Source organism: Pseudomonas sp. IT-P100 (assembly GCF_949767185.1).
Lineage (GTDB): Bacteria > Pseudomonadota > Gammaproteobacteria > Pseudomonadales > Pseudomonadaceae > Aquipseudomonas > Aquipseudomonas fluorescens_B.
Map to the genome: position 1 here is coordinate 165609 of NZ_CATKQK010000005.1, position 21076 is coordinate 186684.

Here is a 21076-nt window from a genome sequence, read left to right on the forward strand (position 1 = left end):
TGAGTGTACGGGGCTTTCACCCGCTATGGCCGCCCATTTCAGAGCGTTACACGACTAAGACCGAGTCTTAGCCGAGGCTGATCTGCACTTCCACACCGGCCGCAAGATCAAGCTTCATAAGAGCATCAACGGTTTTATCCGTTGGCTGGACGATGTCCAGAACGCGCTTATGAGTACGGATCTCGTACTGGTCACGCGCGTCTTTGTTGACGTGCGGGGAGACCAGAACGGTGAACCGCTCTTTACGGGTAGGCAGTGGAATTGGACCACGCACTTGAGCACCAGTACGTTTCGCGGTTTCCACGATTTCCTGGGTGGATTGGTCGATCAGGCGATGGTCAAAAGCCTTCAACCTGATACGGATTTGCTGATTTTGCATTGGATTTCAGACTCCGGCTGCTATTCCCACCGGGCGCAATACGCCCGTTAAAAGGAGGCGCAATTCTATAGACGCCCCAGATAGGTGTCAACCCAATAAAAAAGCCCCCGCTAAGCGGGGGCTTTTTCAACTCATCAAAGCTTACTCAAAAAGAGCTTACTCGATGATTTTGGCTACGACGCCAGCGCCGACGGTACGACCGCCTTCACGGATAGCGAAACGCAGACCGTCTTCCATTGCGATGGTCTTGATCAGGGTGACAACCATTTTGATGTTGTCGCCTGGCATTACCATTTCAACGCCTTCCGGCAGTTCGCAGTTACCAGTCACGTCAGTAGTACGGAAGTAGAACTGTGGACGGTAGCCTTTGAAGAACGGAGTATGACGACCGCCTTCTTCTTTGCTCAGAACGTAGACTTCAGCTTCGAACTTGGTGTGCGGCTTAACCGAACCTGGCTTAACCAGAACCTGGCCACGCTCAACGTCGTCACGCTTGGTACCACGCAGCAGAACGCCGCAGTTCTCGCCAGCACGACCTTCGTCGAGCAGCTTACGGAACATTTCAACACCGGTGCAGGTGGTGACGGTAGTGTCACGCAGACCAACGATTTCCAGTGGATCCTGAACCTTGACGATACCGCGCTCGATACGACCAGTTACAACAGTACCGCGACCGGAGATCGAGAATACGTCTTCGATTGGCATCAGGAACGGCTTGTCGATAACACGAACTGGATCTGGAATGTAGCTGTCCAGAGTCTCAACCAGTTTACGAACGGCAGTGGTGCCCATTTCGTTGTCGTCTTGGCCGTTCAGAGCCATCAGAGCCGAACCGATGATGATCGGAGTGTCGTCACCTGGGAAGTCGTAAGTGCTCAGCAGGTCGCGCACTTCCATCTCAACCAGTTCCAGCAGCTCAGCGTCGTCAACCATGTCAGCCTTGTTCAGGAAGACAACGATGTACGGAACGCCAACCTGGCGGGACAGCAGGATGTGCTCACGGGTTTGTGGCATCGGACCATCAGCGGCCGAGCAAACCAGGATAGCGCCGTCCATCTGAGCAGCACCGGTGATCATGTTCTTCACATAGTCAGCGTGACCTGGGCAGTCAACGTGAGCGTAGTGACGGATCAGCGAGTTGTATTCAACGTGCGCGGTGTTGATGGTGATACCACGAGCCTTTTCTTCTGGAGCGCTGTCGATTTTGTCGAAAGCAACAACAGCCGAACCGAAAACTTCGGAGCAGACGCGAGTCAGAGCAGCAGTCAGAGTGGTTTTACCATGGTCAACGTGACCGATGGTGCCAACGTTGACGTGCGGTAGGGAACGATCAAATTTTTCTTTAGCCACGACAATTAACTCCTAGCCTAAAGGGGCTGAATCAGCCTTGTTTTTTGGTAACGGTTTCGACGATGTGCGACGGAGCCGTATTGTATTTTTTGAATTCCATAGAGTAGCTTGCGCGACCTTGGGACATGGAACGGACGTCGGTCGCATAACCGAACATCTCACCCAGCGGAACTTCAGCACGAATTACTTTGCCGGAGACCGTGTCTTCCATACCCAGGATCATGCCGCGACGACGGTTAAGGTCGCCCATCACGTCACCCATATAGTCTTCAGGCGTAACAACCTCTACCGCCATGATCGGCTCAAGCAACTCACCACCGCCCTTCTGGGCCAGTTGCTTGGTCGCCATGGAAGCAGCCACCTTAAACGCCATCTCGTTGGAGTCGACGTCGTGGTAGGAACCATCAAACACGGTAGCCTTCAGGCCGATCAGCGGATAGCCGGCAACTACGCCGTTCTTCATCTGCTCTTCGATACCCTTCTGGATAGCCGGGATGTATTCCTTAGGAACCACACCACCCACTACTTCGTTCAGGAATTGCAGACCTTCCTGACCTTCGTCAGCAGGAGCAAAACGAATCCAGCAGTGACCGAACTGGCCACGACCGCCGGACTGACGAACGAACTTGCCTTCAATTTCGCAGCTCTTCGTGATGCGCTCACGGTACGAAACTTGAGGCTTACCGATGTTGGCTTCGACGTTGAACTCACGGCGCATCCGGTCTACCAGGATGTCCAGGTGCAACTCGCCCATGCCGGAGATGATCGTTTGACCAGTCTCTTCATCAGTCTTGACGCGGAAAGATGGATCTTCCTGAGCAAGTTTGCCCAGAGCGATACCCATTTTTTCCTGGTCGTCCTTGGTCTTAGGCTCAACGGCAACCGAAATAACCGGCTCCGGGAAGTCCATGCGAACCAGGATGATTGGCTTGTCAGCGTTGCACAAAGTTTCACCCGTGGTGACGTCCTTCATGCCGATCAAGGCCGCGATGTCACCAGCGCGTACTTCCTTGATTTCTTCACGGGCGTTTGCGTGCATTTGCACCATACGACCCACGCGCTCTTTCTTGCCTTTAACCGAGTTGATCACGCCGTCGCCGGAGGCCAACACGCCCGAGTAAACGCGGACGAAGGTCAAGGTACCCACGAATGGGTCGGTAGCGATCTTGAACGCCAGAGCCGAGAACGGCTCGCTGTCGTCTGCGTGACGCTCCATTTCCTTGGTCTCGTCATCCGGGTCAGTACCCTTGATGGCAGGAATGTCGGTAGGAGCAGGCAGGTAGTCGATAACGGCGTCGAGAACCAGGGGAACACCCTTGTTCTTGAAGGAAGAACCGCAAACAGCCAGAACGATCTCGCCAGCGATAGTACGCTGACGCAGAGCGGCCTTGATTTCCGCGTTGGTGAGTTCTTCACCTTCGAGGTACTTGTTCATCAGCTCTTCGCTGGCTTCGGCTGCAGCTTCAATCATGTTGCCGCGCCATTCGTCAGCCAGTTCCTGCAATTCAGCAGGGATAGGCTTGCGAACAGGAACCATGCCTTTGTCGGAGTCATTCCAGTAAACAGCTTCCATGGCCATCAGATCGATCTGACCCTGGAAATTGTCTTCGGAACCGATAGCCAACTGGATTGGCACCGGGGTGTGACCCAGACGCTGCTTGATCTGACCGATCACGCGCAGGAAGTTCGCACCAGCACGGTCCATCTTGTTTACGTAAACAAGACGTGGAACGCCGTATTTGTTGGCCTGACGCCATACGGTTTCCGACTGAGGCTCAACACCCGAGGTACCGCAGAACACAACAACCGCGCCGTCGAGAACACGCAGGGAACGTTCAACTTCAATAGTGAAGTCAACGTGGCCCGGGGTGTCGATGACGTTGAAGCGGTATTGGTCTTTGTGCTGCTTCTCGGAACCCTGCCAGAAGGCGGTAATGGCAGCAGAAGTAATGGTAATACCACGCTCCTGCTCCTGCACCATCCAGTCGGTGGTCGCGGCGCCGTCATGCACCTCGCCCATTTTGTGACTTTTGCCAGTGTAAAAAAGGACGCGCTCGGTGGTGGTGGTTTTACCAGCATCCACGTGAGCTACGATACCAATGTTACGGTAGCGATTAATCGGTGTTGTACGAGCCATAAAGCCCTCGCAAAATTAGTGACGCTAAAATTAGAAGCGGTAGTGCGAGAAAGCCTTGTTGGCTTCAGCCATACGGTGCACGTCTTCACGCTTCTTAACTGCAGCACCTTTACCTTCAGCAGCGTCCAACAGTTCGCCAGCCAAACGCAGAGCCATAGACTTCTCGCCGCGCTTACGGGCGAAGTCTACCAACCAGCGCATTGCCAGAGCGTTACGACGGGACGGACGAACTTCGACCGGAACCTGGTAAGTAGCACCGCCTACACGGCGCGACTTTACTTCGACCAGCGGAGCGATGGCGTCGAGAGCTTTCTCGAAGATTTCCAGGGGGTCGCTGTTCTTGCGTTCTTTAACCTTTTCCAGCGCGCCATAAACGATACGCTCGGCAACGGCTTTCTTGCCGCTTTCCATCACGTGGTTCATGAACTTGGCCAGGATCTGGCTGCCGTATTTTGGATCGTCAAGCACTTCGCGCTTGGCTGCTACGCGTCTTCTTGGCATGGATAAGCCCTCAAACGGTCTTCAGGTTCGCTCGGAATCGGTGCCCTTTCGGGACGCCTCCGACCTTACTCTTATCGACTCAGAAAAATAGATGATTCAGTTTTTACAAAAAGCCACTACTACTTAGGCTTCTTGGTACCGTACTTCGAACGACCCTGGTTACGACCTTTAACGCCGGAAGTATCCAAAGAACCGCGAACGGTGTGGTAACGAACACCTGGCAAGTCTTTTACACGGCCGCCACGAATCAGTACGACGCTGTGCTCTTGCAGGTTGTGGCCTTCACCGCCGATGTACGAGGAAACCTCGAAACCGTTGGTCAGACGCACACGGCATACTTTACGCAGTGCCGAGTTAGGTTTTTTCGGCGTAGTGGTATACACACGGGTGCATACGCCACGACGTTGCGGGCAGTTCTGCAGCGCAGGCACGTCGGATTTCTCGACGATACGCTTACGCGGCTGACGTACCAGCTGGTTGATAGTTGCCATCTACTAGCTCCACTGTTGTCTTGCGACGCTATTGTCTTGCAAGAAAAGCAAAATGGCAGGAACGAATTCCCGCCAAATTTAGGGGTACAAGAGTCTAAAGAGGATCTTGCCCCCAGTCAAGGCAAGGCCCCGACCTCCCCGCTCATCCAACCTCGACAATTTGTCTCGATTCGATGAACGGAATGGCCAGGGCCTCACACTCATTTATCGCAGAACTCAGTTACCGCTCGAGTTCAGCGCTTCGGTCAGTGCAGCTTCCACTTCACTGGCGCTTACGCGCAACGGTTTGTCAGCATCACGGCGGCGCTTACGCTCGCTGTGATAAGCCAGACCGGTACCCGCCGGGATCAGACGACCCACGACGACGTTTTCTTTCAGGCCGCGCAGATAGTCGCGTTTGCCGGTTACCGCCGCTTCGGTCAGTACGCGAGTGGTTTCCTGGAAGGAAGCCGCCGAGATGAACGATTCGGTGGACAGCGATGCCTTGGTGATACCCAACAGTACGCGAGTGAACTTGGAAACGAATTTCTCGTCGCCAGCCAGACGCTCGTTCTCTACCAGAACGTGAGTCAATTCCATCTGGTCGCCCTTGATGAAACTGGAATCGCCGGATTCAGCGATCTCAACTTTACGCAGCATCTGACGCAGGATGGTCTCGATGTGCTTGTCGTTGATCTTCACGCCTTGCAGACGATAAACGTCCTGGATCTCGTTCACGATGTACTTGGCCAGCGCACTCACACCCAGCAGACGCAGGATGTCGTGTGGATCGCTCGGGCCGTCGGAGATAACTTCGCCGCGGTTTACCTGTTCGCCTTCGAAGACGTTCAGGTGGCGCCACTTCGGAATCAGCTCTTCGTACGGATCGCTACCGTCGTTCGGGGTAATAACCAGACGGCGCTTGCCTTTGGTCTCTTTACCGAACGCGATGGTGCCGCTGACTTCAGCCAGAATCGAGGCTTCTTTCGGACGACGGGCTTCGAACAAGTCGGCAACACGCGGCAGACCACCGGTGATGTCGCGGGTCTTCGAAGTCTCTTGCGGAATACGAGCGATAACATCACCGATCGCGATTTTCGCACCGTCCGCCACACCGACAAGGGCGTTGGCAGGCAGGAAGTACTGAGCAATTACATCGGTACCTGGCAGCAAGAGATCCTTGCCGTTGTCATCAACCATCTTCACAGCAGGACGGATATCTTTACCGGCAGCTGGACGGTCTTTGGCGTCGAGTACTTCAATGTTGGTCATACCGGTCAATTCGTCAGTCTGACGCTTGATCGTGATGCCTTCTTCCATGCCCACGTAGGTCACGGTACCTTTCATTTCGGTAACGATTGGGTGAGTGTGCGGATCCCACTTGGCCACGATTGCGCCAGCGTCGACCTTGTCACCTTCCTTAACCGAAATCACAGCACCGTACGGCAGCTTGTAGCGCTCGCGCTCACGACCGAAGTCATCAGCGATTGCCAGCTCACCGGAACGGGATACAGCTACCAGGCAGCCATCCACTCGCTCAACGTGTTTCAGGTTGTGCAGACGGACGGTACCGCCATTCTTCACCTGAACGCTGTCGGCTGCGGAGGTCCGGCTTGCCGCACCACCGATGTGGAACGTACGCATGGTCAGCTGGGTACCCGGCTCACCGATGGACTGGGCAGCGATAACGCCGACCGCTTCACCGATGTTCACCTGGTGACCACGAGCCAAGTCACGGCCATAGCACTTGGCGCAGATGCCGTAGCGGGTTTCGCAGCTGATCGGCGAACGCACGATCACTTCGTCGATGCTGTTCAGCTCGATGAACTCGACCCACTTCTCGTCTACCAGCGTGCCGGCAGGAACGATAACTTCTTCGGTACCTGGCTTGAATACGTCACGGGCAATGACACGACCCAATACGCGCTCACCCAATGGCTCAACAACGTCACCGCCTTCAATGTGCGGAGTCATTACCAGGCCATGCTCGGTGCCGCAATCGATCTCGGTCACAACCAGATCCTGCGCCACGTCTACCAGACGACGAGTCAGGTAACCGGAGTTCGCAGTTTTCAACGCGGTATCCGCCAGACCTTTACGAGCACCGTGAGTCGAGATGAAGTACTGAAGTACGCTCAAACCTTCACGGAAGTTCGCAGTAATCGGCGTTTCGATGATGGAACCGTCCGGCTTGGCCATCAGGCCACGCATACCGGCCAGCTGACGGATCTGCGCAGCAGAACCCCGTGCACCCGAGTCGGCCATCATGTACATCGAGTTGAAAGACTCTTGGTCGACTTCGACGCCATGACGGTCGATGACTTTCTCTTTCGAGAGGTTGGCCATCATCGCCTTGGAAACTTCGTCGTTCGCCTTGGACCAAAGGTCGATCACTTTGTTGTACTTCTCGCCCTGGGTTACCAGGCCGGAGGCGTACTGACTTTCGATCTCTTTCACTTCGTCGGTGGCAGCACCGATGATGCGGGCTTTTTCATCCGGGATAACGAAGTCGTTAACACCGATGGAAACGCCGGAAATGGTCGAATAAGCAAAACCGGTGTACATCAACTGGTCAGCGAAGATCACGGTCTCTTTCAAACCAACCACGCGATAGCATTGGTTGATCAGCTTGGAGATTGCCTTTTTCTTCATCGGCTGGTTGACGACGTCGTACGACAGGCCAGGTGGAACAACCTGGAACAACAGCGCACGGCCGACAGTGGTGTCGACGATACGGGTGTTCTTGACGCTGCCACCGTCACGATCGTTAACGGTTTCGTTGATCCGCACTTTGACCTTGGCGTGCAGTGCGGCTTCGCCGGCACGGAACACACGGTCAACTTCCTGCAGATCCGCGAACACACGACCTTCGCCCTTGGCGTTGATCGCTTCACGAGTCATGTAGTACAGACCCAATACAACGTCCTGCGAAGGAACGATGATTGGCTCACCGTTGGCTGGCGACAGAATGTTGTTGGTCGACATCATCAACGCACGCGCTTCCAGCTGGGCTTCCAGCGTCAGCGGTACGTGCACGGCCATTTGGTCGCCGTCGAAGTCGGCGTTGTACGCAGCACAGACCAGAGGGTGCAGCTGGATAGCCTTACCTTCGATCAGTACTGGTTCGAACGCCTGGATACCCAGACGGTGAAGGGTCGGTGCACGGTTGAGGAGAACCGGGTGTTCACGGATCACTTCAGCGAGAACGTCCCAAACTTCCGGCAGCTCGCGCTCGACCATCTTCTTGGCTGCTTTGATGGTGGTCGCGAGACCACGCATTTCCAGCTTGCCGAAAATGAACGGCTTGAACAGCTCGAGAGCCATTTTCTTCGGCAGACCGCACTGGTGCAGACGCAGGGTCGGACCTACGGTAATTACCGAACGGCCGGAGTAGTCAACACGCTTACCGAGCAAGTTCTGACGGAAACGACCCTGCTTACCCTTGATCATGTCAGCCAGGGATTTCAGAGGACGCTTGTTCGAACCGGTGATGGCGCGACCACGACGACCGTTGTCGAGCAGTGCGTCGACGGCTTCCTGCAACATACGCTTTTCGTTGCGCACGATGATGTCCGGAGCGGACAGATCCAGCAGGCGCTTCAAGCGGTTGTTACGGTTGATCACTCGACGATAAAGATCGTTGAGGTCGGAAGTCGCGAAGCGACCGCCATCCAGCGGGACCAGTGGACGCAGATCTGGCGGCAGAACCGGCAGAACGGTCAGCACCATCCATTCTGGAAGGTTGCCGGAACCCTGGAAGGCTTCCATCAACTTCAGACGCTTGGACAGCTTCTTGATTTTGGTTTCGGAGTTGGTTTGCGGAATTTCTTCACGCAGACGGCCAATCTCGTGTTCCAGGTCGATAGCGTGCAGCAGTTCGCGGACAGCTTCGGCACCCATGCGGGCATCGAAATCGTCGCCGAACTCTTCCAGCGCTTCGAAATACTGCTCGTCGTTCAGCAGCTGACCCTTTTCAAGGGTGGTCATGCCTGGATCGATAACGACATAGCTCTCGAAGTAGAGAACGCGCTCGATATCACGCAGGGTCATGTCCATCAGCAAACCGATACGCGACGGCAGCGATTTCAGGAACCAGATGTGGGCAACTGGCGAGGCCAGTTCGATGTGCGCCATGCGCTCACGACGAACTTTAGCCAGCGCGACTTCAACGCCGCACTTCTCGCAGATCACACCACGATGCTTCAAGCGCTTGTACTTACCGCACAGGCACTCGTAATCCTTTACCGGGCCAAAGATCTTGGCGCAGAACAGGCCGTCACGCTCAGGTTTGAACGTACGGTAGTTGATGGTTTCCGGCTTTTTAACTTCACCGAACGACCACGAACGGATCATCTCAGGCGATGCCAATCCAATACGGATGGCGTCGAACTCTTCGACTTGACCCTGGTTTTTCAGCAAATTCAGTAGGTCTTTCAAGGCCTTTCCTCCTGGCGGAGCAGAGAGCGGGCAATCCTGCCCCGCTCTCGATTCGCGTCACGTGTTATTCGGTTTCCAGATCGATATCGATGCCGAGGGAACGAATTTCCTTGATCAACACGTTGAAGGACTCGGGCATGCCCGGCTCCATACGGTGATCGCCATCCACGATGTTTTTGTACATCTTGGTACGGCCGTTCACATCGTCCGACTTCACTGTGAGCATTTCTTGCAGAGTGTAAGCAGCACCGTATGCTTCCAGTGCCCAGACCTCCATCTCCCCGAAACGCTGACCACCGAACTGCGCCTTACCACCCAGCGGCTGCTGGGTAACCAGGCTGTACGAACCGGTAGAACGAGCGTGCATCTTGTCGTCTACCAAGTGGTTCAGCTTCAGCATGTACATATAGCCAACAGTAACCGGGCGCTCGAACTTGTTGCCGGTACGGCCGTCGGTCAGCTGCATCTGGCCGCTTTCTGGCAGGTCTGCCAGTTTCAGCATGGCCTTGATTTCGCTTTCCTTGGCACCGTCGAACACTGGAGTGGCCATTGGAACGCCGCCACGCAGGTTCTTCGCCAGATCCAGGATTTCCTGGTCGGAGAAGCTATCCAGATCTTCGTTACGGCCGCCGATCTGGTTGTAGATCTCGTCGAGGAATTTACGAAGCTCGGCGACTTTGCGCTGCTCTTCGATCATCCGGTTGATCTTCTCGCCCAGACCTTTGGCCGCGAGGCCGAGGTGGGTTTCAAGGATCTGACCAACGTTCATACGCGAAGGTACGCCCAACGGGTTGAGGACGACGTCGACCGGGGTGCCATTGGCATCGTGCGGCATGTCTTCAACCGGCATGATCACGGAGACCACACCTTTGTTACCGTGACGACCGGCCATCTTGTCGCCCGGCTGGATGCGACGACGGATTGCCAGGTAAACCTTGACGATTTTCAGCACGCCTGGAGCCAGGTCATCGCCCTGCTGCAGTTTGCGCTTCTTGTCTTCGAACTTGTCGTCCAGCAGACGGCGGCGATCAACGATATAGGCCTGAGCCTTCTCGAGCTGCTCGTTCAGAGCATCTTCAGCCATGCGCAGTTTGAACCACTGACCATGCTCAAGACCGTCGAGAACTTCGTCGGTGATGTCCTGACCTTTCTTCAGACCGGCGCCGCCTTCGGCTTTGTGGCCGACCAGAGCGGAACGCAGACGTTCGAAAGTGGCGCCTTCAACGATACGGAACTCTTCGTTCAGATCCTTGCGGATCTCGTCGAGTTGAGTCTTCTCGATCGACAGTGCACGAGCATCACGCTCAACGCCGTCGCGGGTGAAGACCTGTACGTCGATGACAGTGCCCTTGGTGCCGGTAGGCACGCGCAGGGAGGTGTCTTTAACGTCGCTGGCTTTTTCACCGAAGATGGCACGCAGCAGTTTTTCTTCCGGAGTCAGTTGGGTCTCGCCTTTCGGAGTGACCTTACCAACCAGGATGTCGCCTGCGCCAACTTCAGCACCTACGTAAACGATACCGGCTTCGTCCAGCTTGTTCAGTGCAGCTTCACCCACGTTCGGGATGTCTGCAGTGATTTCCTCTGGCCCAAGCTTGGTATCACGTGCCACACAGGTCAGTTCCTGAATGTGGATCGTGGTGAAGCGATCTTCCTGAACCACACGCTCGGACAGGCAGATGGAGTCTTCGAAGTTGAAGCCGTTCCATGCCATGAACGCGATGCGCATGTTCTGACCCAGCGCCAGTTCACCCATATCGGTGGACGGACCGTCGGCCATGATGTCGCTACGCTGAACCCGATCACCCTTACGCACCAGCGGACGCTGGTTGATGCAGGTGTTCTGGTTGGAGCGGGTGTACTTGGTCAGGTTGTAGATGTCGACACCAGCTTCGCCGGTTTCAACTTCGTCATCAGCAACACGAACCACGATACGGCTGGCATCGACGGAATCGATAACGCCGCCACGACGAGCCACGACGCAAACGCCGGAGTCACGAGCTACGTTACGCTCCATGCCAGTACCTACCAGCGGCTTGTCAGCGCGCAGGGTTGGTACAGCTTGACGCTGCATGTTCGAACCCATCAACGCACGGTTGGCGTCGTCGTGCTCGAGGAACGGGATCAGCGACGCTGCAACCGAAACTACCTGCTTCGGCGATACGTCCATCAAGGTGACGTCTTCCGGCGCCTTGACGGTGAACTCGTTCAAGTGACGAACAGCTACCAGCTCGTCGATCAGGACTTTCTTGTCGTTCATCGTGGCCGAAGCCTGAGCGATCACGTGATCAGCTTCTTCGATGGCAGACAGGAACACGATCTCGTCGGTGACCAGAGCGTCTTTCACCACGCGGTACGGGCTCTCGAGGAAGCCGTACTGGTTGGTGCGCGCATAAGCGGCCAGGGAGTTGATCAGACCGATGTTCGGACCTTCCGGCGTTTCAATCGGGCATACACGACCGTAGTGAGTCGGGTGTACGTCACGAACTTCAAAGCCAGCACGCTCACGGGTCAAACCGCCAGGGCCGAGTGCAGACACACGACGCTTGTGGGTGATCTCGGACAGCGGGTTGTTCTGGTCCATGAACTGGGAAAGCTGGCTGGAACCGAAGAACTCTTTCACCGCCGCAGCCACTGGCTTGGCGTTGATCAGGTCTTGCGGCATCAGGCCTTCGCTTTCAGCCATCGACAGACGCTCTTTGACCGCACGCTCAACACGTACCAGGCCAACGCGGAACTGGTTCTCGGCCATTTCGCCTACGCAGCGAACACGACGGTTACCCAGGTGGTCGATGTCATCGACGATGCCTTTACCGTTACGGATGTCGACCAGAGTCTTCAGTACCGCGACGATGTCTTCTTTGCACAACACGCCCGAACCTTCGATCTCGGTACGACCGATACGACGGTTGAACTTCATCCGGCCGACCGCAGACAGGTCATAGCGCTCAGGGCTGAAGAACAGGTTGTTGAACAGGGTCTCGGCAGCGTCTTTGGTTGGCGGCTCGCCTGGACGCATCATGCGATAGATCTCGACCAGCGCTTCCAATTGGTTGCTGGTGGAGTCGATCTTCAGGGTGTCGGAGACGAACGGACCGCAGTCGATATCGTTGGTGTACAGAGTCTCGATGCGAACAACCTGGGCCTTGGCGATTTTTGCCAGGATCTCGGTGTTCAGCTCGGTGTTGCACTCTGCCAGGATTTCGCCGGTTGCCGGATGCACGATGGCCTTGGCGGTAGTGCGACCCAGAACGTACTCCAGAGGCACGTCAAGGGTCTTGAGACCGGCTTTTTCGATCTGGTTGATGTGGCGCGCAGTAATACGGCGACCAGCCTCAACGATGACCTTGCCCTTCTCGTCCTGAATATCAAGAACAGCGATTTCACCACGCAGACGCGAAGCAATCAGTTCCAGACTGAGGGTTTCGCCGCTCAGGTGGAAAACGTTGGTGGTGTAGAACGCGTCGAGCACTTCTTCAGTGGTATAGCCGAGCGCGCGCAGCAGTACCGATGCAGGCAGCTTGCGACGACGGTCGATACGCACGAACACGCAGTCTTTCGGGTCGAACTCGAAGTCCAGCCACGAACCGCGGTAAGGAATGATGCGCGCGGAGTACAGCAGTTTGCCGGAGCTGTGCGTCTTGCCACGGTCGTGGTCGAAGAACACGCCCGGGGAACGGTGCAGCTGGGAAACGATTACACGCTCGGTACCGTTGATTACGAAGGTACCGTTCTCAGTCATCAGGGGGATTTCACCCATGTAGACTTCTTGCTCTTTGATGTCCTTGATCGCTTTGTTCGACGATTCTTTGTCGAAAATGATCAGGCGCACTTTTACCCGCAAAGGTACGGCGTAAGTTACACCGCGCAATACGCATTCTTTGACATCAAATGCCGGTTCGCCCAGGCGATAACCGACGTACTCCAGCGCAGCATTGCCGGAGTAGCTGATGATCGGGAAAACGGATTTGAAGGCCGCATGCAGGCCCACGTCGCGGAACTGATCTTTAGTCGCTCCCGCCTGCAAGAATTCACGATACGAATCCAGCTGGATTGCCAGGAGATACGGCACATCCATGACGTCCGGCAACTTGCTAAAGTCCTTGCGGATACGTTTTTTCTCAGTATATGAGTAAGCCATCAGCGTTCCCCAGCTTGGTCACCTGCTTGTTTGGCCCCTCCCGACGGGAGCAGCCAGAAAATCGTGCAAACCCCATGGTTTGCGCCACCGCATCGGGTGGTTACAGCTCGCTACCAGCACCGACCCAGTCGGTTGCCAATAACGGAAAAAGGCCGGTGGCAAGAGCCACCAGCCATCAGCCTTTCGCTTAACGCTCGGGCTGGAGGAGCAAAGTCGATGCTTACTTCAGCTCGACTTTAGCGCCTGCTTCTTCCAGAGTAGCTTTGGCTTTGTCAGCTGCGTCTTTGGCAACAGCTTCCAGAACCATGGCAGGAGCGCCGTCAACTACAGCCTTGGCTTCTTTCAGGCCCAGACCGGTCAGTTCACGTACTGCCTTGATCACGTTAACTTTCTTCTCGCCAGCTTCGGTCAGCATGACGTTGAATTCAGTTTGTTCTTCAACAACGGCAGCAACAGCGGCTGGACCAGCGGAAGCAGCGGCAGCGGAAACGCCGAACTTCTCTTCCATGGCCTTGATCAGCTCAACGATTTCCAGAACGGATTTTTCGCCGATTGCTTCGATGATTTGGTCGTTAGTCAGAGACATGACTATAAATTCCTGTATTGGGGTGACAGCCTACGCGGCCATCGAAATAAACAATAAACGCTGAAAGGAGTCGCTCAGCCTTAGGCTGCGGCAGCTTCTTTCTGGTCGCGAAGGGCCGCCAGAGTACGAGCCAATTTGCTGGTTGCGCCTTGAATCACGCTCATCAGCTGAGAAATTGCTTCGTCACGGGTCGGCAGACTTGCCAGTACGTCGATCTGATTAGCTGCGAGGAACTTGCCCTCGAACGCAGCTGCCTTGATCTCGAACTTATCCTGACCTTTTGCGAATTCTTTGAAGATACGAGCAGCAGCGCCCGGATGTTCTTTAGAGAATGCAATCAAGGTCGGGCCAGTGAACACGTCGTTGAGCACGTCATATTGAGTGCCAGCAACGGCGCGCTTGAGCAGGGTGTTACGTACAACACGTACGTAAACGCCAGCTTCACGAGCCTCTTTACGGAGTCCGGTCATAGCGCCTACTGTCACACCGCGGGCATCAGCCACAACAGCAGACAGGGCAACATTGGCAGCCTCGTTGACTTCAGCGACGATGGCCTTCTTGTCTTCGAGTTTAATTGCCACGGGTTTAACTCCTGCTTGTTACCGTTTCATCCAACCGAAGCCGGATGTCGTTTTGGTGTCTGATTCGGTAAGGAACCGGGAGCACCATCTGCGTAGGCTTGAGGTTTAAGACTTGCGTCGCCTACGGTCTTGGATAGCCCCCGCCAGGCAGGGACCCCAATCTTTCAATTGGCGCAATCGCTTGCGCCAACCTGTGTCTTACGCGTCGAGCGAGCTTTGGTCGATGACCAGACCTGGGCCCATAGTGGTGCTCAGGGTAACGCGCTTGACGTAAATGCCTTTCGAGGAAGCTGGCTTGATACGCTTCAGATCAGCGATCAGGGCCTCAACGTTTTCCTTCAGCTTGACGGCGTCGAAGCCGATCTTGCCAACGGAAGTGTGGATGATGCCGTTTTTGTCAGTGCGATAACGAACCTGACCAGCCTTGGCGTTCTTAACCGCGGTAGCTACGTCTGGGGTTACGGTGCCGACTTTAGGGTTAGGCATCAGGCCACGAGGACCGAGGATCTGACCCAACTGACCTACAACGCGCATTGCATCCGGGGATGCGATAACTACGTCATAGTTCAGGTCGCCGCCTTTCATTTCGGCAGCCAGGTCGTCCATGCCTACACGGTCAGCGCCGGCAGCCAGAGCGGCCTCAGCAGCTGGACCTTGGGTGAACACAGCAACGCGAACAGTCTTGCCAGTGCCGTGTGGCAGCACAGTAGCGCTACGAACGACCTGGTCGGATTTACGCGGGTCAACACCCAGGTTCACAGCAACGTCGAACGACTCGCTGAACTTGACAGTCGACAGCTCAGCCAGCAGGGCAGCAGCGTCTACAAAGTTGTAGGCCTTGCCTGCTTCGATTTTGCCGGCGATAGCCTTTTGACGCTTGGTCAACTTAGCCATTACACACCCTCCACGTTAAGGCCCATGCTACGAGCAGAACCGGCGATGGTGCGCACGGCTGCTTCCATATCAGCTGCAGTCAGATCCGCGTTTTTAACTTTCGCGATATCTTCCAGCTGAGCACGAGTTACGGTGCCAACCTTAACGGTGTTCGGGCGAGCGGAACCGCTAGTCAGACCGGCCGCCTTCTTCAGCAGAACCGAAGCAGGGGTGGATTTGGTTTCGAAAGTGAAGCTACGGTCGCTGTAGACAGTGATGATCACTGGAGTCGGCAGACCTGGCTCAATACCCTGAGTACGGGCGTTGAAGGCCTTGCAGAATTCCATGATGTTCACGCCGTGCTGACCCAGAGCAGGACCAACAGGTGGGCTTGGGTTAGCCTGAGCGGCCTTCACTTGCAGCTTGATGTAAGCGGTAATCTTCTTGGCCATGAGGCACTCCAATTACGGGTTCGAACGCCTCGAAAGGCTCCCCGGTTACTTGCGCGTTTATCCCAGTGACGACAAAACCCCACAGCCTAGGGCTGCGGGGTTGGGATGCTTGCCCAGCTAGACCTTTTCGACCTGGCTGAACTCGAGCTCTACCGGAGTAGAGCGACCGAAAATGAGCACTGCCACTTGGATCCGGCTCTTCTCGTAGTTAACTTCTTCAACCGTGCCGGTAAAATCGGCAAACGGCCCGTCGTTGACACGTACCGACTCGCCCGGCTCGAACAACGTCTTCGGCTTCGGCTTGTCACTACCATCAGCAACACGACGCAGAATCGCTTCTGCCTCTTTATCTGTGATCGGTGCAGGCTTATCAGCAGTACCGCCGATGAAACCCATCACCCGAGGAGTATCCTTGACCAAGTGCCAAGTACCCTCGTTCATGTCCATCTGAACCAGCACATAACCTGGGAAGAACTTGCGCTCGCTTTTGCGCTTCTGGCCATTACGCATTTCAACCACTTCTTCAGTGGGAACCAGAATTTCGCCAAAGCCATCTTCCATGCCAGCCAGCTTTACGCGCTCTACTAACGAGCGCATGACATGCTTCTCGTAACCGGAGTAAGCATGCACAACGTACCAACGCTTAGCCACGGGACACCCTTAGCCGACAATCAAGGAAACAAGCCAGCCGAGCAGGGAATCAAGCCCCCACAACAGCAACGCCATAACCAGAACAACAGCCACAACAATCAACGTGGTCTGCGTGGTTTCTTGGCGAGTTGGCCATACGACTTTACGAATCTCGGTGCGAGCTTCCTTAACCAGTACGAAGAAAGACTTGCCCTTGACCGTCTGCAGGCCTACAAAGGCAGCTACAGCGGCGATGACAAGTAATGCAAGTACGCGGTACAGGATCGGCGAAGCAGAGTAATACTGATTGCCAACAACGCCAACAACCACCAAAGCGACTACTACTAGCCACTTGAGCAGATCGAAGCGAGAGCCTTGAGCTTCAGCTTTAGGAGTCATCTATGAAGATCCTGTGAAAAGAAAGCCAGACACACCAAGTGAATCTGGCAGGTCAGGAGGGAATCGAACCCCCAACCTACGGTTTTGGAGACCGTCGCTCTGCCAATTGAGCTACTGACCTAAAACAAAATCAGGCCGACCATTATGCCGGCCCGAAAAAGACATTACAACAACTTACTCGATGACTTTGGCCACAACACCAGCGCCGACGGTACGACCGCCTTCACGGATGGCAAAACGCAGACCATCTTCCATCGCAATGGTTTTGATCAGTGTAACGGTCATCTGAACGTTATCACCTGGCATCACCATCTCAACACCTTCTGGCAGCTCGCAGTTACCAGTCACATCAGTCGTACGGAAGTAGAACTGCGGACGATAACCCTTGAAGAATGGCGTATGACGACCACCCTCCTCCTTGCTCAGAACGTAAACCTCAGCAGTGAACTTGGTATGCGGCTTGACGGTGCCCGGCTTGACCAGAACCTGGCCACGCTCAACATCATCACGCTTGGTACCACGCAGCAAAACGCCGCAGTTCTCGCCAGCACGACCTTCGTCGAGCAGCTTGCGGAACATCTCAACACCAGTACAAGTAGTTTTGACAGTGTCACGAAGACCAACAATCTCAACTTCTTCCTGAATGCGGACAATGCCACGCTCAACACGACCAGTCACAACAGTACCGCGACCGGAGATCGAGAACACATCCTCGATCGGCATCAGGAACGGCTTGTCGATAGCACGCTCAGGCTGCGGAATGTAGCTATCCAGAGTCTCGACCAACTTTTTGACGGCAGTGGTACCCATCTCATTGTCATCTTGACCGTTCAACGCCATCAGCGCAGAACCAATGATGATCGGAGTGTCATCACCTGGAAAATCGTAGGTGCTCAGCAGGTCGCGCACTTCCATCTCAACCAGTTCCAGCAGCTCAGCGTCGTCAACCATGTCAGCCTTGTTCAGGAAGACAACGATGTACGGAACGCCAACCTGGCGGGACAACAGGATGTGCTCACGGGTTTGAGGCATCGGACCATCAGCGGCCGAGCAAACCAGAATCGCACCATCCATCTGAGCTGCACCGGTGATCATGTTTTTTACGTAGTCGGCGTGACCAGGGCAGTCAACGTGTGCGTAGTGACGCACGGCCGAATCATATTCAACGTGAGCGGTGTTGATGGTGATACCACGAGCTTTTTCTTCAGGGGCGCTATCGATCTTGTCGAAGTCAACCTTTGCCGAGCCGAAAACTTCGGAGCAGACGCGGGTCAAGGCTGCAGTCAAAGTAGTTTTACCGTGGTCGACGTGACCAATGGTACCCACGTTGACGTGCGGCTTATTACGTTCGAACTTTTCCTTAGCCATCAAAATCACCCCTAGGAGAAGAATTGAGCAGGTCAAACAAGCCATTAAAACAAAGGCAGATATTTTCATATCTGCCTTGTTATATGGAGCTCTTGAGCGGATTTGAACCGCTGACCTCACCCTTACCAAGGGTGTGCTCTACCAACTGAGCTACAAGAGCGCAACACTGTGCAGGATCTGCAAACTTGGAGCGGGTAGCGGGAATCGAACCCGCATCATCAGCTTGGAAGGCTGAGGTTCTACCACTAAACTATACCCGCGGAGCTTGCAGCTCTCGCTAAAAATGGTGGAGGGGGAAGGATTCGAACCTTCGAAGTCGTAGACGTCAGATTTACAGTCTGATCCCTTTGGCCGCTCGGGAACCCCTCCTAAGCGAGCCGGCATTCTATATCATGCCAGCCTTCTGTCAAGCATTTTCTCATTAAAAACCTGAGGTTAGCTGCGTTGACCTCGCTTTGCACCGTAGACCTTTAAAGGTCTTCACTGCGAAGCGGGCGCCATTCTATGCAAACTATTCAGCGGGTGCAACCCCCTCGCATGGCATTATTTTATGTTTTAACTCATTGAATTCTCTAGAAAGGTTTTGCAGCTGCAGATCATCCAGCCATCGCCGACTTTCTGGGGCCACACGCACCCAGTAACCAGCAAATTCGGGGAGATCCTTTGGCAGGGGCTGATATTTGATCTCCATGCCATTCAAGCGTCGCTCAACAGCCTGAAGGGCCTCTGGACGAACAAAACCACCCAAATACAAACAGCTATTGTCCGCCTGAGCAGCCTTTCCTTTGTCCCTGGATGCATCAGCCGCCTCGCTCAACAAGCGAATATCCTGCTGAGCCCCCCGGTACAAACTCAAGGGGGTGACATCCTTCGCGCGCAGAGGAGCCTCTTGTTGGTGCCAGATGTAATAGAAGACGTTGAGCACAAGCAGCAGCAGGAACAACCAACGCATACGAACCTCAGGACAAAGGACATGCCATAGCCAAACCTACAAATACCAGATCCGGAACCACCCTGGCTTCAGGCACGATCTCGGAAACCAGCCCCGCATCCCCCCCGGTAAGGAATACAGAAAAATCTGCTCCCCAGTAACTACGCGCAAGCTCTAACTGAGTCAGAACAAACCCCCTGAGCATGAGCAAACACCCCCGCTCAACTGCTTCGACGGTTGTCCGCCCAGGAACGAGACTTTCCAGAGCGCGCTCTGCAGCGAGATCGCCATAACGAATTTTACGTGTATGGGTACGCAACTGATTCCGCATCAACGGCATACCTGGACAAATGAATCCTCCGAGATGCTCTCCATCACCGGCGACGTAATCCGCAGTGACAGCAGTACCGAAATCCAGCACCAGGCAAGCACGCGATGCCAAATGGAATCCTCCAAGCATCGCCAACCAACGATCTAGCCCCAGGCGCTCGAACTCTTCATAGCCATTGCGAACCCCCAACATTTCGCGAGCGGGCGTCGCGCAAGCTACCGACACTCCAAAAGTCTCTGTCAGCAGAGAAACCAACGCACCGGTTTCCTCTGCCGTTCTGACACTAACCAGCCGACAGAACTTGAGAGCCAGCCCCTTGATCGCATTCAAACTCTCCAGCAATGCGAGATTCGAATCGACGACTCCTTCACCGACCGCCTGACAGGCATCCGCGCCAAGTACTCGCCACTTAATGAAACTGTTTCCGCAGTCGAGCTCAAGAATCATCACGCAACCTCAAGCTGAGCTCACCACCGCTAAATACTTTTTCCACACCACCCACCTTCAAGCGCAGAGCCCCTTGCCTATCGATACCCAGCACTTCGCCATCTATCTGGTTAACGCCAGCGATCAACGACACCGCCCGCCCCTGCCATAGATGATTCTGCTCCCACTCAGCTTGAATAGCAGGAAATCCGTCGACCTGATGCCGCCCCAAATACACCTGGAGCATCTGGCCCAGCCGAGCGACCAGATGATTACGATCAAATGCGCACCCCGACTCGAGCCGCATGGACGTCCACTGCTGATCAACCTCATCGGTCATCTGCATATTCACATTAATTCCAACACCCAGCACCACGTGACACACATCAGCGGGATCCCCGACCAATTCGAGTAATATTCCCGCGATTTTTTTCTGACCCACCAGAACATCGTTCGGCCACTTCAAGCCCGCATCTGAAACACCCAGCTCTTTCAAGGTTTGCATGACGGCAAGCCCGACAACAAGGCTCAAGCCTTCGAGCTGGCGCAGACCACCATCAATACGCAGCACCAGACTGTAATAGACATTTTCCGCGAAAGGACTCACCCACTTACGCCCACGGCGCCCACGTCCAGACGTCTGCCGCTCGGCAAGCACAAGAAATGGCGCTGCCTGGCCACGATCAATTGCACGCAACGCTTCAGCATTAGTGGAGTCAATTGAGTCGAAAACAAGAATGGGCCAATCACAAGAAGGGGCTTGCTCTGCAATCGCGACAGAATCAAGCAGCGTCAACGGCGAAGCGAGTTGATAACCGCGCCCTCGCACCTTGTGGATGGACAAGCCAAGCTCAGCTTCTAAAAGCTGAAGCTGTTTCCATACAGCGCTACGACTGACACCCAAAGCGGCGCCCAGGGCCTGACCTGAATGAAATCGGCCATCCTTCAGAAGCTTTAACAATGTCAGCATGCAAGTCCCGCCTCACAATGAGGCCCGCATGATAGCTACGCCTTGAGTTGTTGCATAGAAACCGTACCAGGCAGATTTTCCTGCGGGCAAAACAAAACCCCAACTGCTTTCGCAATT

The 21076-nt window shown here is 54.9% G+C and carries 17 protein-coding genes and 4 tRNA genes; all 21 read right to left on the reverse strand.

Translation table 11 applies throughout. The features are described from left to right. Nucleotides 1-67: 67 nt before the first annotated feature. Nucleotides 68-379, reverse strand: coding sequence for a 30S ribosomal protein S10 (rpsJ, locus tag ACM6IQ_RS04750; RefSeq protein ID WP_003186070.1), 312 nt, complete (start codon nucleotides 377-379; stop codon nucleotides 68-70). Nucleotides 380-535: 156 nt separating this feature from the next. Continuing rightward, nucleotides 536-1729, reverse strand: coding sequence for an elongation factor Tu (gene tuf / locus ACM6IQ_RS04755; RefSeq protein WP_052909674.1), 1194 nt, complete (start codon nucleotides 1727-1729; stop codon nucleotides 536-538). Nucleotides 1730-1760: 31 nt separating this feature from the next. Continuing rightward, complete coding sequence (gene fusA / locus ACM6IQ_RS04760) at nucleotides 1761-3866, reverse strand: elongation factor G (RefSeq protein ID WP_017341072.1); 2106 nt, start codon at nucleotides 3864-3866, stop codon at nucleotides 1761-1763. A 30-nt stretch (nucleotides 3867-3896) separates the two neighbouring features. After that, the gene (gene rpsG, locus ACM6IQ_RS04765; RefSeq protein ID WP_002555493.1) at nucleotides 3897-4367 is read right to left on the reverse strand and encodes a 30S ribosomal protein S7; all 471 of its coding nucleotides are present in this window, start codon (nucleotides 4365-4367) and stop codon (nucleotides 3897-3899) included. Nucleotides 4368-4486: 119 nt separating this feature from the next. After that, complete coding sequence (gene rpsL, locus ACM6IQ_RS04770) at nucleotides 4487-4858, reverse strand: 30S ribosomal protein S12 (protein ID WP_002555494.1); 372 nt, start codon at nucleotides 4856-4858, stop codon at nucleotides 4487-4489. Between the two features lie 216 nt (nucleotides 4859-5074). Then, nucleotides 5075-9274, reverse strand: a complete 4200-nt coding sequence (rpoC, locus tag ACM6IQ_RS04775) for a DNA-directed RNA polymerase subunit beta' (protein ID WP_017341073.1) — start codon at nucleotides 9272-9274, stop codon at nucleotides 5075-5077. A 64-nt stretch (nucleotides 9275-9338) separates the two neighbouring features. Beyond that, nucleotides 9339-13412, reverse strand: a complete 4074-nt coding sequence (rpoB, locus tag ACM6IQ_RS04780) for a DNA-directed RNA polymerase subunit beta (RefSeq protein ID WP_017341074.1) — start codon at nucleotides 13410-13412, stop codon at nucleotides 9339-9341. A 220-nt stretch (nucleotides 13413-13632) separates the two neighbouring features. Beyond that, nucleotides 13633-13998, reverse strand: coding sequence for a 50S ribosomal protein L7/L12 (rplL, locus tag ACM6IQ_RS04785; RefSeq protein WP_017341075.1), 366 nt, complete (start codon nucleotides 13996-13998; stop codon nucleotides 13633-13635). An 80-nt stretch (nucleotides 13999-14078) separates the two neighbouring features. Further along, nucleotides 14079-14579 carry a 50S ribosomal protein L10 gene (rplJ, locus tag ACM6IQ_RS04790; protein ID WP_007896629.1) on the reverse strand — a complete coding sequence of 167 codons (501 nt, stop codon included), beginning with the start codon at nucleotides 14577-14579 and terminating at the stop codon, nucleotides 14079-14081. 198 nt (nucleotides 14580-14777) lie between these two features. Further along, nucleotides 14778-15473: a 50S ribosomal protein L1 gene (rplA, locus tag ACM6IQ_RS04795; RefSeq protein ID WP_003186095.1), complete on the reverse strand. Its 696-nt coding sequence runs from the start codon at nucleotides 15471-15473 to the stop codon at nucleotides 14778-14780. Next, complete coding sequence (gene rplK / locus ACM6IQ_RS04800) at nucleotides 15473-15904, reverse strand: 50S ribosomal protein L11 (RefSeq protein WP_017341076.1); 432 nt, start codon at nucleotides 15902-15904, stop codon at nucleotides 15473-15475. Before rplK ends, rplA begins: the two co-directional genes overlap by 1 nt. 117 nt (nucleotides 15905-16021) lie before the next feature. Then, a complete protein-coding gene (gene nusG, locus ACM6IQ_RS04805; protein WP_007896622.1) occupies nucleotides 16022-16555 on the reverse strand; it encodes a transcription termination/antitermination protein NusG in 534 nt (177 codons plus the stop codon). A gap of 9 nt (nucleotides 16556-16564) precedes the next feature. Beyond that, on the reverse strand, nucleotides 16565-16933 hold the full coding sequence (secE, locus tag ACM6IQ_RS04810; protein WP_007896620.1) for a preprotein translocase subunit SecE: 369 nt from the start codon (nucleotides 16931-16933) through the stop codon (nucleotides 16565-16567). Nucleotides 16934-16978: 45 nt separating this feature from the next. Beyond that, nucleotides 16979-17054, reverse strand: a tRNA-Trp gene (locus ACM6IQ_RS04815). A 53-nt stretch (nucleotides 17055-17107) separates the two neighbouring features. After that, nucleotides 17108-18301, reverse strand: a complete 1194-nt coding sequence (tuf, locus tag ACM6IQ_RS04820; RefSeq protein ID WP_007896619.1) for an elongation factor Tu — start codon at nucleotides 18299-18301, stop codon at nucleotides 17108-17110. Nucleotides 18302-18385: 84 nt separating this feature from the next. Beyond that, nucleotides 18386-18461 (reverse strand) — tRNA-Thr (locus tag ACM6IQ_RS04825). Nucleotides 18462-18487: 26 nt separating this feature from the next. Continuing rightward, nucleotides 18488-18561 (reverse strand) — tRNA-Gly (locus ACM6IQ_RS04830). A 24-nt stretch (nucleotides 18562-18585) separates the two neighbouring features. Continuing rightward, nucleotides 18586-18670 (reverse strand) — tRNA-Tyr (locus tag ACM6IQ_RS04835). Between the two features lie 142 nt (nucleotides 18671-18812). Further along, nucleotides 18813-19253 carry a hypothetical protein gene (locus ACM6IQ_RS04840; protein WP_017341079.1) on the reverse strand — a complete coding sequence of 147 codons (441 nt, stop codon included), beginning with the start codon at nucleotides 19251-19253 and terminating at the stop codon, nucleotides 18813-18815. Between the two features lie 7 nt (nucleotides 19254-19260). Further along, nucleotides 19261-20010 (reverse strand): pantothenate kinase, encoded by a 750-nt coding sequence (locus ACM6IQ_RS04845; RefSeq protein WP_414878165.1) that lies wholly within the window; start codon nucleotides 20008-20010, stop codon nucleotides 19261-19263. Continuing rightward, complete coding sequence (birA, locus tag ACM6IQ_RS04850) at nucleotides 20000-20959, reverse strand: bifunctional biotin--[acetyl-CoA-carboxylase] ligase/biotin operon repressor BirA (protein WP_414878166.1); 960 nt, start codon at nucleotides 20957-20959, stop codon at nucleotides 20000-20002. The genes ACM6IQ_RS04845 and birA overlap by 11 nt, the downstream gene beginning before the upstream one ends. Nucleotides 20960-21076 lie beyond the last annotated feature (117 nt).